The organism is Oceanibaculum sp., assembly GCF_022449305.1.
Taxonomy (GTDB): domain Bacteria; phylum Pseudomonadota; class Alphaproteobacteria; order Oceanibaculales; family Oceanibaculaceae; genus Oceanibaculum; species Oceanibaculum indicum.
Window position 1 is genome coordinate 1 of record NZ_JAKUSO010000077.1, and the last position, 13864, is coordinate 13864.

Below are 13864 nucleotides of genomic sequence, written 5' to 3' on the forward strand. Positions count from 1 at the left end.
GGCGCAAGGGCGGCTCCAAGATGTTCGTCGAGGTTGGCAGCCGGGTCTCCATCGAGGATCTGCTGCGCGGCATCATCGTGCAGTCGGGCAATGATGCCTGCATCGTGGTCGCGGAAGGCATCGCCGGATCGGAGGAAGCCTTCGCCGACATGATGACGGAGGCGGCGCGCAAGATCGGCATGGAGAAGAGCGTCTTCCGCAATGCCACCGGCTGGCCCGATGACGATCACGTCATGACGGCGCGCGAGCTGGCGATCCTGGCGCAGCGCATCATCGCGGATTTTCCTGAATATTATCATTACTATGCAGAGACAAGCTTCACCTATAACGGCATCCGCCAGGGCAACCGGAACCCGCTGCTCTACACCATGAATGGCGCGGATGGGCTGAAGACCGGCCACACGGAAGCCTCGGGCTATGGCCTCACTGCCTCGGCCAAGCGGGACGGGCGCCGCATCATCATGGTGGTGAACGGCCTGCCCAGCATGAATGCCCGCTCGCAGGAATCCAGCCGGCTGATGGACTGGGCGTTCCGCGAATTCGAGGCGCTGAGCCTGTTCAAGTCCGGCGAGACCGTGGAGCAGGCGGAAATCTGGATGGGTGACGAGCGAACCGTACCGCTGGTGACGGCGGCTGATATCACTATCACCGTGCCCAAGGCGGCGCGGCGCAGCATGGTGGTCAGCGCGGTCTATGACGGGCCGGTCGCAGCGCCGGTGAAGCAGGGCGACCGGATCGCCACGCTGCGCATCACCCTGCCCAAGGGGGAGACCATGGATTATCCGCTGCTGGCTGGCGCCGATGTGGAGGAACTGGGCCTGTTCGGCCGGATGCTGGCGGCCGCCCAGCATCTGGCGTTCGGCCCGCGCTGACGGCGCATGTCCGGTAACAGCGGAACGCCGCGCGGCCGCTTCATCACGCTGGAAGGCGGAGAGGGGGCCGGCAAATCGACCCAGATAGGCCGGCTGGCCGACTGGCTGTCGTCGCGCGGCATCGCAGTGGAAACCACGCGGGAGCCCGGCGGCGCACCGGGCGCCGAGGCGATCCGCGAGCTGATTGTGAAGGGCAGCATTGAGCGCTGGGACGCCATGGCCGAGGCGCTGCTGATGACGGCGGCGCGGCGCATGCATGTCGAGCAGCGTATCCGCCCGGCGCTGGAAGCCGGCCGCTGGGTCATCTGTGACCGGTTTTCCGATTCCACCATGGCCTATCAGGGCTATGCGCACGGTCTGGGGCGGGAGTCTGTCGAACAGCTCCAGCAGATTGCCATCGGCGGTCTGAAGCCGGATCTAACGCTGATCCTCGACCTGCCGGTCGAGGCCGGTCTGGCCCGTGCCCACGCACGAGGGACTGGCGAGGACCGGTTTGAACGCATGGGATACGACTTCCATCGCCGTCTGCGCGACGGCTTTCTCGACATCGCCCGGGGCGAGCCGGAGCGGTGCGTGGTGATCGACGCGACAGCCGACATTGATATGGTTGCTGTCGCGATCCGCGACGCGGCTGCCAGCAAGTTCGGGCTGGAAAAGCCGTGAGCACGGAAGACCAGGCCTGGCCGGAGCCGCGCGCCAGCAGCCTGCTTGTCGGGCAGGAAGCGGCGGAGGCGACCTTTCTGGCGGCCTGCCGCAGCGGGAAACTGCCGCATGCCTGGCTGATCGCCGGCCCGCCCGGCATCGGCAAGGCCAGCTTCGCCTACCGCATCGCCCGTTATGCCCTGAATGGCAGCATTGAAGGGCCGGCGCAGGATGCCGGGCCATCGCTGTTCGGCGATGCCCTGCCTGCCAGTGAAGACGAAGGCCTCGGCGTCGATCCCGACAGCATCGTGTTCCGGCAGGTCGCGGCTGGCAGCCATCCTGACCTGCTGAGCGTCGAACGCGGCATCAACGAGCGTACCAAGAAGGAACGCAGCGAAATCGTCGTCGAGGATGCGCGGCGCGTTGCCGGCTTCCTGCACAAGACGGCCTCCGGCAGCGGCTGGCGCGTGGTGGTGATCGACAGCGTCGATGAGATGAACCGCAATGCCGCCAATGCCATCCTGAAGATATTGGAGGAACCGCCGGCAAACGCCCTGCTGCTGCTGGTCAGCCACAGCCCGGGCCGGCTGCTGCCGACGATCCGCTCGCGCTGCCGGCTGCTGCGGCTGTCCCCGCTGGGCGAGGCGGATATGGACCGGCTGCTGGCGCACTACCTGCCGGAAGAGACGGGCGAGAACCGCCTGCTGCTGACCCGCCTGGCGGAAGGCAGCATCGGCGGCGCCATCGCGTTGCATGCCGCAGGCGGCATGGCACTGTACCGCGATCTGGTCGGACTGCTGGCAGGCCTGCCCGATCTGGAGGCGCGCAAGCTGCACGCCTTCGCCGGCCGGTTCGAACGAGCCGGCAATGAGGATGCCTTCCAGACCGCCATGGCGCTGCTGGCCGACTGGATCGCCCGGCTGGCCCGCGCCAAGGGGCTGGGGCAGCTGCCGCAGCCCATCCTAGCCGAGGAAGAACTGGCGCTGCGGCGCCTCGCCTCGTTGCACAGCCTTGATCGCTGGCTGGAGCTATGGGAGAAAGTGCGGCATCTGACGGCCCGCACCGATGCCATCAACCTGGACCGCAAGCAGGTGGTGATCGGCGCTTTCCTTGCGCTGCAGGGAACGGGCTGAACCTTCGCTGGAGACAAGCAGAGCATGTCGGGGTCCGCGCCGAAGACCTTTTATATCACCACGGCCATTTCCTATCCGAATGGCGCGCCGCATATCGGCCACGCCTATGAGGCGATTGCCAGCGACGTGATCGCGCGCTTCAAGCGGCTGGACGGCTATGAGGTGCGGTTCCTGACCGGCACCGACGAGCATGGCCAGAAGATGCAGCAGACCGCCGCCAAGGCCGGCATCACCCCGCGCGAGCTGGCCGACGAGATGGCGCCGAAGTTCCAGAACATGGTGCGGCATCTGAACATCTCCAACGACGATTTCATCCGCACGACGGAGCCCCGGCACTATGCCTCCGTGCAGGAGCTGTGGGGTCGCATGCAGGCGGCCGGCGACATCTATCTCGGTAAGTATGGTGGCTGGTACTCAGTGCGCGACGAGGCCTATTTCGGCGAGGACGAGCTGACCCGGCAGCCGGACGGCACGCGCCTGGCGCCGACCGGATCGCCGGTCGAATGGGTGGAGGAGGAGAGCTATTTCTTCAAGCTGTCGGCCTATCAGGACCGGCTGCTGGCCTATTACGAGGCCAATCCCGGCTTCATCCAGCCCGATGGGCGGCGCAACGAGGTGGTCAGCTTCGTGAAGGCTGGGCTTAAGGACCTCTCGGTCTCGCGCACCACCTTTGACTGGGGCGTGCCGGTGCCGGGCGATCCCCGGCATGTCATGTATGTCTGGGTCGATGCGCTGACCAACTACATCACCGGTCTGGGCTATCCCGACCGCGAGGGCGAGGCTTTCCGAAAGTTCTGGCCCGCCGATGTGCATGTGATCGGTAAGGATATCGTGCGCTTCCACGCCATCTACTGGCCGGCCTTCCTGATGTCCGCCGACCTGCCGCTGCCGAAGCGCGTGTTCGGCCATGGGTTCCTGACCAACCGCGGCGAAAAGATGTCGAAGTCGGTCGGCAATGTCATCGACCCGATCGCCATGGCCGATACCTATGGCGTGGATCAGATCCGCTATTTCTTCTGCCGCGAGGTGCCGTTCGGCCAGGATGGCAGCTACAGCCATGAGGCGCTGGTGAACCGGATCAATGCCGACCTCGCCAATGATTTCGGCAATCTGGCGCAGCGCTCGCTGTCGATGATCGCCAAGAATTGCGGCGGCGTGGTGCCGGAACCGGGCGATTTCAGCGATGCGGACAAGGCGATCCTGGCCCAGTCGGACGGCATGCTGGCCAAGGCCCGCGCGGCGATGGAAGGCTACGAGATCCACAATATGCTGGCCGAGGTCTGGGCGCTGATCGGCGAGGCCAACCGCTATTTCGCTGGCGAGGCCCCCTGGGCGCTGAAGAAGACCGACCCGAAGCGCATGGAAACCGTGCTCTATGTCACCGCCGAGCTGATCCGGCAGGCCGCAATTCTGGCTCAGCCGGCGACGCCGACCGCTGCTGCGCGGATGCTCGACCTGCTGGCCCTGCCGGAAGACGCCCGCAGCTTCGCAAGCCTTAGTGCCGGCGGGCGGCTGAAGCCCGGAACCGCCCTGCCGGCCCCGGCGCCGGTCTTCCCGCGCTGGGTGGAAGAGGAAGCACCGAAAGGGGAGGCCTGATGCTGGTCGACAGCCATTGCCATCTCGACTTTCCGGATTTCGGGGAGGAGCTGGACGCGGTTGTCGCCCGCGCCCGCGCCGCCGGCATCGGGCGCATGGTGACGATCTGCACCAAGATCACCGAGTTCGAGCGCGTCCGTGCCATCGCCGAGCGCTATGACGATATCTATTGCACCGTCGGCATCCACCCGCATGAGGCGGACAGCCAGCCGGAGATAGATACCGCGCGGCTGGTCGAGGCGGCGCGCCATCCGAAGGTCGTCGGCATCGGCGAGACTGGCCTGGACTATTTCTACGAGCACAGCGCCCGTGTGGCCCAGCAACGCAGCTTCCGCGCCCATATCCAGGCATCGCGGGAAACCGGCCTGCCGCTGGTCGTCCATACGCGTGACGCCGACGAGGACACGGTGGCGATCCTGAAGGACGAGATGGGGCAGGGAGACTACCCCGGCCTGATCCATTGTTTCAGCTCCTCGGCCTGGCTGGCGGGGGAGTGCCTGAAACTAGGATTGTATATTTCACTGTCCGGCATCGTCACCTTCAAGAAGGCGGAGGAACTGCGCGAGACGGTGAAGGCACTACCGCTGGACCGGATTCTGGTCGAGACCGATTCGCCGTATCTCGCGCCGGTGCCGCACCGCGGAAAGCGCAATGAACCGGCCTTCGTTGCCCATACGGCGAAGGTCGTGGCGGAGCTGAAGGGGGTCGGCATGGCCGAGATCGAGGCCCGCACGACCGAGAATTTCCTACATCTTTTCAATAAGGTGCCGGCGCCGGCCCAGATTTCCGGTTAAGGCGCTACCATGCGCATTACCATCCTCGGCTGCGGTTCTTCCACCGGCGTGCCGATGATCGGCGGAAACTGGGGAAACTGCGATCCCGCCAACCCGAAAAACCGCCGGCGGCGCGCCTCCATCCTCGTCCAGCACGAGCAGACTACCCTGCTGGTCGACACCCCGCCGGACCTGCACGACCAGCTGGTGGACGCCAATGTGCAGGATGTCACGGCCATACTCTATACCCATGCCCATGCCGACCATGTGCATGGCATCGACGAGGTGAGGGGGTTGAACCTGCTGACCGGGCGCTGGATCGACTGCCATGCCGATGCGGCCACCCTGGACGCCATCGGCAAGCGCTTTGGCTATGTCTTCAAGCCGATCGAGAAGGACTACTTCTACAAACCCTGCCTGACACCGCATGTGATCGACGGGCTGTTCCAGGTCGGCAGTATCCGTGTGACGCCGTTCGAACAGGATCATGGCTATTCTGTTTCAACAGGTTTTCGGTTCGATATGCCGAATAAAATGAGCGCTGCCTACTCGACGGACGTGGCTTTCCTGTCCGACGCGGCGCTCGACCTGCTGCACGGTGTCGATGTCTGGATCGTCGATTGCCTCCGCTTCGAGCCGCACCCGACCCATGCGCATTTCGAGCGCACGATGGAGTGGGTAGCGCGGGTGAAGCCGGGCAGGGCGGTCCTGCACCACATGAACCACCAGGCCGATTACGAGGCGCTGCGCGCGGCCTGTCCGCCCGGTGTGGAGCCGGGCTATGACGGGCTGGTGATCGAGGGCTAGCGGAATGTCCCGGCCTCGAACTCCCGCAGGGCGCGGCTGACATCCTCGATCAGCGGCAGCGACCCGGCCAGCTCCGGATAGAAGGCCAGCAGGATGGCGATATGGCCGGTATCAGCATATTCGACATGGCGGACCGGGCGGTTTTCCGCGCGCAGGGCCTTGGCCAGCTCCTGTGAATTCACCGGATAGACCGTGCCGTCGTCGGTGCCGTGCAGCAGCAGTATCGGCGGCGCGCGGTCAGTCACGAAACTGACTGGCTGGGCCTCTTCCTGCGTCTCCGCCGTGGCGAAGATATCGCGGGTCGATCTGTACTTCATTGGATCGAAGGCATAGGGGCCGGCCAGCCCGAAGAATCCCTTGATGATATCGGTATCCAGCCCTTCAGCCTGCAGGTAGCGCCGGTCCAGCGCCAGCATCGCGCCCAGATGCGCGCCGGCGGAATGGCCGCCCAGATACAGCCTGTCAGGGTCGCCGCCATAGCGCCCGGCATTCTCGTGCACCCAGCGCAGCGCCCGGGCGCCATCCTCAATGAATCCGGGAAAGCTCACCGCCGGATACAGCCGGTAATCCGGAATCACCACGACATAGCCGCGCTTCACCAGCGCCTCGGCCACGAAGCGGTAATCCCCACGGTCGCCATTCTTCCAGCCACCGCCATAGAAGAACACCACCACCGGATGCCCGGTGCCGTTCTCCGGCCGGTGAATATCGAGCCGCTGCCGGCTGTGCGGTCCATAGGCGATATCCTCTGCGACCGGATAATCCTGCGTCAGCAGTGCCGCGTTCAGCGTCGCCAGCCCGGAACACCCGGACAGCAGCGAGGCGACCAGGGCAGGGATCGCCGAGAGTTTCAGCGCGCGCGCCAGAACAAGCACCGACATGGGCTACAGGCTTTCGATTATCTCCGTATAAGAAGCTCTCAGCTCGGTCGTTTTCCGCGCAAGTCGAGGCCTGATCGCCTATGGTGCGGCCATGACAGACGGGTCAGACTTTTTCAGAGGCCGGAATTTGCGGGTCGGGTTCTACGATCTGCTGTTCGGGCGCGCCTCGAACCTGATCGGCGAGGCGGAGTTCTATCGCGACTTCACCGCCGGCACCCGCAGCGTTCTCGAAGCCGCCTGCGGCAGCGGCAGGCTGTTTCCAGCACTGGGAGCACCGGGCCGCCTGCTTGTCGGCTTCGATGCCTCGGTGGAGCTCCTGCAGCAGGCCCAGACCCATTATGACGGTAATACCCACCTCGGACAGCCGTTACTGTGCGCCCAGCGGATGGAGGATTTCGCCTTCGGTTGCCGGTTCCAGCGGATCGTCGTCGGCTATTACGGCCTCAGCTATGTGCTGGATCCGGACGGGCGGCGCAGCTTCCTGCAGCGCATTGCCGATCATCTGACGCCGGATGGCCAGGCCGTGCTGCATCTGCCGGACGCCGATCTGCTGCGCCGGCCGGTGCCGCAGGCCGAGATCGACGCCCAGCGCGGCAGCCTGGTGCTGAAAAAAGAGGCGTCGGGATTTAGCGGCAGACTGGCGTACCAGACCACGGAGAACCGCGTGGTGGAGAATGGGAGCGTCCATATCACGGCGCTGGCATTCTCGCTGCTGGATGAATCCGGGGCGGTGCTGCGCGAGGAAGAAGCCGCCATGCATTATGCGATCCTCGACCGCCAGGACATCGTGAGCCTGGCGGCATCCGCCGGCTTGAGGCTGACGGACTGCCGCAGGGGCTTTGCCGATGATATAGAGAGCGAACTGATCGTCACGCTGGCCCATGTCTGAAAAATATTTTCCATAATATACATTATGCGATAATTGATGATGCTATCAGGTACCCCGTATCCGGGGGTTTCATCCCCGCCCCGATATGGTTACTCTCCCGCACCGGTTGACACAAAATCCGCATCGCATCTCATGACCGCACCGATCGACAGGCTTCTCGGGATCATGGCGCGCCTGCGCGCGCCGGACGGCTGCCCGTGGGATCGTGCGCAGGATTTCGCCAGCATCGCGCCCTACACCATCGAGGAAGCGTACGAAGTCGACGACGCGATCCGCCAGGGCGATATGGGACAGCTGCGCGAGGAGCTGGGCGACCTCCTCCTCCAGGTCGTGTTCCATGCACAGATGGCCAGGGAAGACGGGCATTTCGATTTCGACGCCGTGGCGACCGCGATCTCCGACAAGCTGGTCGAGCGCCACCCGCATGTCTTCACCGACGCGGCGGCGGACACTGCCGAGGCCGTTAAGCTCACCTGGGAAGAGCTGAAGGCCGCCGAGCGCGCCCGCAAGGCCGAGGCAAAAGGCAGGACGGCCAGCATTCTCGACGATGTCGGCCGCGCCCTACCCGCGCTGATGCGTGCGGAAAAGCTGCAGAAGCGCGCCGCGCGTGTCGGTTTCGACTGGCCGGACACCGACCAGGTGATCGCCAAGATCGAGGAAGAGCTGGCGGAACTGAAGCACGAGCTTGCCGCCGGCACCCGCAACGCCGCGAACATCCATGAGGAGATGGGCGATCTGCTGTTCGCCCTCACCAACCTCGCCCGGCATCTGAAGGTCGATCCGGAGCTTGCCTTGCGCGACTGCAATGCCAAGTTCGAGAGGCGATTCACCTTTATCGAATCGACCCTGGCCGCCGACGGGCGTGCGCCCGACCAGGCCAGCCTCGAAGAGATGGAAGCGCTCTGGCAGCGCGCCAAGAGCGAGGAAAAACTCAAGAAATCCGCTTAACCATCTGACTTTCCGATTGAAACAGAGGATAGACCCATGTCCCAGCTTACCGTGTTCATCACCGGCGCCACCGCCGGCTTCGGCGCCGCCACCGCCCGCCGCTTCGCCAAGGACAAGCACAAGCTGATCCTGACCGGCCGCCGCGCCGAGCGGCTGGAGGCGCTGAAGAAGGAACTGGACACCGACGTCCACATCATTCCGCTGGATGTGCGTGACGAGAAGGCGGTGCGTGCCGCCGTCGCCGCCCTGCCCGACAATTTCAAGAATGTCGATGTGCTGGTGAACAATGCCGGCCTGGCCCTGGGTCTGGAGCCGGCCCATCAGGTCGCCATGAGCGACTGGGAAACCATGATCGACACCAACATCAAGGGGCTGCTCTACTGCACCCAGGCGCTGCTGACCGGCATGGTCGAGCGCGGCAAGGGCCATGTCATCAATCTGGGCTCCGTCGCCGGCAGCTACCCCTATCCGGGCGGCAATGTCTATGGCGCCACCAAGGCCTTCGTGAAGCAGTTCTCGCTGAATCTGCGCGCCGATCTGGTCGGCCAGAACATCCGCGTCACTGACGTCGAGCCGGGCCTGGCCGAAAGCGAGTTCTCGGTGGTGCGCTTCAAGGGCGATGCCGACAAGGCGAAGGACGTCTACAAGGGCACCGATCCGATCACCCCGGACAATGTCGCCGAGGTGATCTACTTCACCGCCACATTCCCGGCCAATGTGAACATCAACCGCATCGAACTGATGGCCGCCTGTCAGGCCTTCAGCCCGTTCAACGTCGTCCGCAAGTAAGCGGCTGCCCGTCTCACTGTCGTCACCCCCGGACTTGATCCGGGGGTCCAGGGGCGGTGCCCTGCCTGCATCCTTCGAGAAAGTGGCACCTGGATTGCCGGGTCAAGCCCGGCAATGACACCTAGAGGAAGTGCCACGCTACTGCCCCCGCCAGCCGGCGGGGGTTTTCTTATGCGGCAATTTTCGCCAGTTCGCCCAGCAGATGGTTCAGCCCGGCGACGCGCTTGTCGGGCTGGCCCCAGGGCCGCTTGCAGACCAGCTTGTGGTCGGGGCGCAGCTGCACGCTGCCCGCCTGCCTGCCGATGAACTGCACCAGGCCGCCCGGATTGGCGAAGCTGTTGTTACGGAAGGACAGCACCGCCCCCTTCGGCCCGGCAGCCACCTTGTCAATGCCCGCCTGCCGGCACAGCCGCTTGATGGCGACGATCTGCAGCAGGTTCTCCACCTCCTCCGGCAGCGGGCCGAACCGGTCGATCATCTCGGCGGCGAAGCCGTCGATCTCCTGCCGGTCCATCAGCGTGGCGATGCGGCGGTAAAGGCCCAGCCTGACCGACAGGTCCGCGACATAGGCCTCCGGGATCAGCACCGGCATGCCGATGGCGATCTGCGGCGTCCACTCCTCCTCGGCGGCGGCGGCGTCAGCCCCGCTGCGCAGCTCGGCAATCGCCTCCTCCAGCAGGTGCTGGTACAGCTCGACGCCGACCTCCTTGATATGGCCGGACTGCTCCTCGCCCAGCATGTTGCCCGCGCCCCGGATATCGAGGTCGTAGGAAGCCAGTGAGAAGCCCGCCCCCAGCGTATCCAGCGTCTGCATCACCTCCAGCCGCTTCACCGCGTTCGGCGTCAGCTTCATGTGCGGGTGCAGCGTCAGATAGGCATAGGCGCGGGTCTTGGAGCGCCCGACCCGGCCACGCAGCTGGTAGAGCTGCGCCAGCCCGAACATGTCAGCCCGGTGGATGATCAGCGTGTTGGCCGAGGGGATATCCAGGCCGGATTCGACAATGTTGGTCGAGAGCAATATGTCGAAGGCGCCATCGGTGAAGCGCGTCATCACCTCTTCCAGTTCACTGGCCGGCATCTGGCCATGGGCAACGGCGAGTTTGCACTCCGGCACCAGCTCACGCAGCCGTTCGGACACCTTCGCCAGATCCTCCAGCCGCGGGCAGACATAGAAGCTTTTGCCGCCGCGATAATGCTCGCGCATGATCGCCTCGCGGATGATCACGCTGTCATAGGGCATGACGAAGGTGCGTACCGCCAGCCGGTCCACCGGCGGGGTGGCGATGATGCTCATCTCGCGGACGCCGGCCAGCGCCATCTGCAGGGTACGCGGGATCGGCGTCGCGGTCAGCGTCAGCACATGAATGTTGGCGCGGATTTCCTTCATCCGCTCCTTCTGCGCCACGCCGAAATGCTGTTCCTCATCGACGATCAGCAGGCCAAGCCGCTTGAAGGACACGCTTTTTGCCAGCAGGGCGTGGGTGCCGACGACGATATCGACCGACCCGTCGGCAAGGCCCGCCTTGGCCTCCTTCGCCTCCTTGGCCGTGACCATGCGCGACAACTGCTCGACGCGCACCGGCAGCCCCTGGAAACGCTCCTTGAAGGTCTTGAAATGCTGGCGTGCGAGCAGCGTGGTCGGCACCGCCACGGCGACCTGCATGCCGGCCATCACGGCAACGAAGGCGGCGCGCAGTGCCACCTCGGTCTTGCCGAAGCCGACATCGCCGCAGACCAGCCGGTCCATCGGCCGGCCCGACGCCATGTCGCCCAGCACCTCCTCAATGGCGCGCAGCTGGTCATCGGTCTCCGAATAGGGAAAGCGCGCGCAGAATTCGTCGAACAGCCCTTCCGCCGGGCGCGCCGGCTCACCTTTGCGCAGCTCGCGTTCGGCGGCGACGCGGATCAGCTTCTCGGCAATCTCGCGGATACGCTGCTTCACACGCGCCTTGCGCGCCTGCCAGCCCACGCCGCCCAGCTTGTCGAGCTGGGCCGCCGCATCCTCCGAGCCATAGCGCGACAGCGTGTCGATATTCTCCACCGGCACGAACAGCTTGTCGCCGCCGGCATAGATCAGCCGCAGGCAATCATGCGGCGCGCCGCCGACCTCCAGCGTCACCAGACCGTCATAGCGGCCGATGCCGTGCTCCATATGCACGACCAGATCGCCCTCGGTCAGCGCCGAGGCCTCGGCGATGAAGGCATCCGCCTTGCGCTTGCGCTTGGCCGGGCGCGACAGGCGCTCGCCCAGAATATCCTGCTCGGCGATCAGGGTGACGCCCTCGGCGGCGAAGCCACGGTCCAGCCCGATGATGGCCAGTGCAACCGCGCTGCGGTCCAGCTTCTCCAGTTCGCGCCAGCCTTCGACCGGATGCAGCCCGTCAATGCCATGCTCGCGCAGCAGCGCCGACAGGCGGTCCCGCGAGCCGGCACTGACGGCGGCGATGGCGACCCGCCGCCCGCTGCCCTGCTCCGCCTTGATGCTGTCGCGCACCGCGTCATAGAGGTTCAGGTCAGGCCGGGCGCGCGCCTCCGCGAAATCCGGCCCGAGCCGCCCGCCGGCATCCAGGATGGCGCGGCCGGTCTCGTCCCTCTCCGCCTCCGGCGCGGCAAAGGGCGACAGCTGGATCGAGGCCCGCACCGCCAGCAGCTTCGGCAGTGCCTCGCCCATCAGGTACAGATGCCCCGGCGGCAGCGGCTTGTAGACCTGCCCGTCCTCGGCACCGGCGCGCAGCATGCCGCGACGCGCCTCGTAATATTCGTTGATCAGCCCCAGCCGGGCATCCAGCGCTTCCTGCGCCTGATGGTCGAAGCTGACCGCGGCACCGGGCATATAGTCGAACAGCGTCTCCAGCCGGTCGTGGAACAGCGGCAGCCAGTGCTCCATGCCGACATGGCGGCGGCCGGCGCTGATCGCCTCATAGAGCGGATCGCCGCCGGTCTCCGCCCCGAACGCCAGGCGGTAGCCATGGCGGAACCGCTGGATCGAGGCCTCGTCGAGGAAGATTTCCCCGACCGGCTTGAACAGGATACGCTTTTCCTTGCCGATGGTGCGCTGGCTGACCGCATCGAAGCTGCGGATGCCGTCCACCTCATCGCCGAACAGGTCGATGCGCAGCGGCTCCGGCGCGCCGGACGGATAGACGTCCAGAATACCGCCGCGCACCGCATATTCGCCGGGCTCCCGCACCGTATCGGCGCGGATATAGCCGTTGCGCTGGAAGAAGCCGACCAGATCGTCCAGCTGCACGCGCTGGCCGACCTCGACCGACAGCACCGCATCCTGAAAACCGGCGCGCGCCGGGACTTTCTGCAGGACCGAGCTGACCGTGGTCAGCAGGATGCGCCCACCCTTGCTCTCCACCGGCAGCAGCAGCCGCGTCAGGCTGTCCACGCGGCGGCTCAGGATTTCGCCATTCGGCGAGGCGCGGTCATAGGGCAGGCAGTCCCAGGCCGGCAGGTGCAGCACCTCGCAATCGGGCGCAAAGAAGGCCAGCGCCTCGGCCAGCGCCGCCATGCGCGCATCATCGACCGCGACATGCAGGATGCCGTCACTCCCCGCCTCCCGCACCAGGCGGGAGAGGATCAGCGCATCATAGCCGGCGGGCGCCCCGAACAGCGCGGTACGGCCGGGGGCGTTCAAGATTTGTTTAAGCGATTTCAAGATCGTGAATCGATGAATTTAAAGTTACGCAACATGTCCAGGACGTCGGAGTTCATGCCCGGCGGTGGTTCCGACCGGCCCATGATCCAGTCATACAGCGCCGGGTCATTGTTCATGCCCAGTAGCGCCTCATAGCTGTCGAGCTGCGCTTCGGTCATGCTTTCCAGATGTTGCTTGGCGAAACTGCCCAGCAACAGGTCCATCTCCTTGATGCCGCAATACCAGCTGCGGTACAGCAGGCGCCGGCGACGGGTTTCCAGCGACTCCGGGCTCGTCTCGTTCGCGGATGAGGGGCGATCCGACATTGGTGTCCTCCTTCTTGCGCCTAGGATATAGACTTGAGGAGCGGCCCTGTCAGCCGTTCAATGGCATTTCCCACCAACAGCCAGGCCGGTTGCGTGCGTCCCCAGATCCTGTTCCCGCTTTTTGCCGATGTCACCACCCTGCCCGGCCTTGGTCCGCGCCTGGGCAAGCTGGTGGAGGGCGCCATCGGCCTGCATGTGGTGGATATGCTGTGGCATCTGCCCAGCGGCATCGTGGACAGGTCCTACACGCCGCGCATCGCCGAGGCGGAGCCGGGCCGCATCGCCACCCTGACCGTGCGGATCGAGGGACATATCCCATCGCCCACGCCGCGCCGGCCCTACCGTGTGATCTGCCGCGATGCCACCGGCGACATCGACCTGGTGTTCTTCCACGCAAGGGGCGATTTCCTGGTGAAGCAGCTGCCGGTCGGCGAGACCCGCGTGGTCAGCGGCAAGGTCGAACGCTACGACCAGGAAGTCCGGATGACTCATCCCGATTACGTGGCGACCGTGGAAGAGGCGGCGTCGCTGCCGGCCATCGAGCCGGTCTACCCGTTGACCCAGG

At 65.3% G+C, this 13864-nt stretch carries 13 protein-coding genes; 10 read left to right on the forward strand and 3 right to left on the reverse strand.

Annotation, left to right across the window (positions count from 1 at the left end; translation table 11 throughout):
- From MK313_RS16310 to MK313_RS16335, 6 genes are all read left to right on the forward strand, one after another.
- Positions 1–872: D-alanyl-D-alanine carboxypeptidase family protein (locus MK313_RS16310; RefSeq protein ID WP_287782946.1), on the forward strand; the 872-nt coding region annotated here is incomplete at its 5' end.
- Between the two features lie 6 nt (positions 873–878).
- Entirely contained in the window at positions 879–1535 is a 657-nt protein-coding gene (gene tmk, locus MK313_RS16315; RefSeq protein WP_287782947.1) for a dTMP kinase, read from the forward strand.
- Complete coding sequence (locus tag MK313_RS16320) at positions 1532–2647, forward strand: DNA polymerase III subunit delta' (protein ID WP_287782949.1); 1116 nt, start codon at positions 1532–1534, stop codon at positions 2645–2647. The genes tmk and MK313_RS16320 overlap by 4 nt, the downstream gene beginning before the upstream one ends.
- A 24-nt stretch (positions 2648–2671) precedes the next feature.
- On the forward strand, positions 2672–4243 hold the full coding sequence (gene metG, locus MK313_RS16325) for a methionine--tRNA ligase (RefSeq protein WP_287782951.1): 1572 nt from the start codon (positions 2672–2674) through the stop codon (positions 4241–4243).
- The gene (locus MK313_RS16330; protein WP_287782953.1) at positions 4243–5037 is read left to right on the forward strand and encodes a TatD family hydrolase; all 795 of its coding nucleotides are present in this window, start codon (positions 4243–4245) and stop codon (positions 5035–5037) included. The genes metG and MK313_RS16330 overlap by 1 nt, the downstream gene beginning before the upstream one ends.
- 9 nt (positions 5038–5046) lie before the next feature.
- On the forward strand, positions 5047–5823 hold the full coding sequence (locus MK313_RS16335) for an MBL fold metallo-hydrolase (RefSeq protein WP_287782955.1): 777 nt from the start codon (positions 5047–5049) through the stop codon (positions 5821–5823).
- Here the strand turns inward: MK313_RS16335 and MK313_RS16340 are convergent.
- Positions 5820–6704, reverse strand: a complete 885-nt coding sequence (locus tag MK313_RS16340; protein ID WP_287782956.1) for an alpha/beta hydrolase — start codon at positions 6702–6704, stop codon at positions 5820–5822. The two genes, MK313_RS16335 and MK313_RS16340, sit on opposite strands and share 4 nt — an antisense overlap.
- A 127-nt stretch (positions 6705–6831) precedes the next feature.
- On the opposite strand from MK313_RS16340, the gene MK313_RS16345 reads away from it, so the two are divergent.
- The 3 genes from MK313_RS16345 (at position 6832) to MK313_RS16355 (ending at position 9330) form a co-directional block, all read left to right on the forward strand.
- Positions 6832–7593, forward strand: a complete 762-nt coding sequence (locus tag MK313_RS16345; protein WP_287782958.1) for a class I SAM-dependent methyltransferase — start codon at positions 6832–6834, stop codon at positions 7591–7593.
- A gap of 132 nt (positions 7594–7725) precedes the next feature.
- Complete coding sequence (mazG, locus tag MK313_RS16350) at positions 7726–8541, forward strand: nucleoside triphosphate pyrophosphohydrolase (protein WP_287782959.1); 816 nt, start codon at positions 7726–7728, stop codon at positions 8539–8541.
- Positions 8542–8577: 36 nt separating this feature from the next.
- On the forward strand, positions 8578–9330 hold the full coding sequence (locus MK313_RS16355) for an SDR family NAD(P)-dependent oxidoreductase (protein ID WP_008945662.1): 753 nt from the start codon (positions 8578–8580) through the stop codon (positions 9328–9330).
- A gap of 169 nt (positions 9331–9499) precedes the next feature.
- Here MK313_RS16355 and mfd read toward each other — a convergent pair whose 3' ends face one another.
- The gene (gene mfd, locus MK313_RS16360) at positions 9500–12994 is read right to left on the reverse strand and encodes a transcription-repair coupling factor (RefSeq protein ID WP_416054144.1); all 3495 of its coding nucleotides are present in this window, start codon (positions 12992–12994) and stop codon (positions 9500–9502) included.
- Positions 12991–13299: a succinate dehydrogenase assembly factor 2 gene (locus tag MK313_RS16365; protein WP_287782961.1), complete on the reverse strand. Its 309-nt coding sequence runs from the start codon at positions 13297–13299 to the stop codon at positions 12991–12993. Before MK313_RS16365 ends, mfd begins: the two co-directional genes overlap by 4 nt.
- A 93-nt stretch (positions 13300–13392) precedes the next feature.
- On the opposite strand from MK313_RS16365, the gene MK313_RS16370 reads away from it, so the two are divergent.
- Positions 13393–13864, forward strand: a 472-nt coding sequence (locus tag MK313_RS16370) for an OB-fold nucleic acid binding domain-containing protein (RefSeq protein ID WP_416054145.1), incomplete at its 3' end; no start/stop codon positions are given.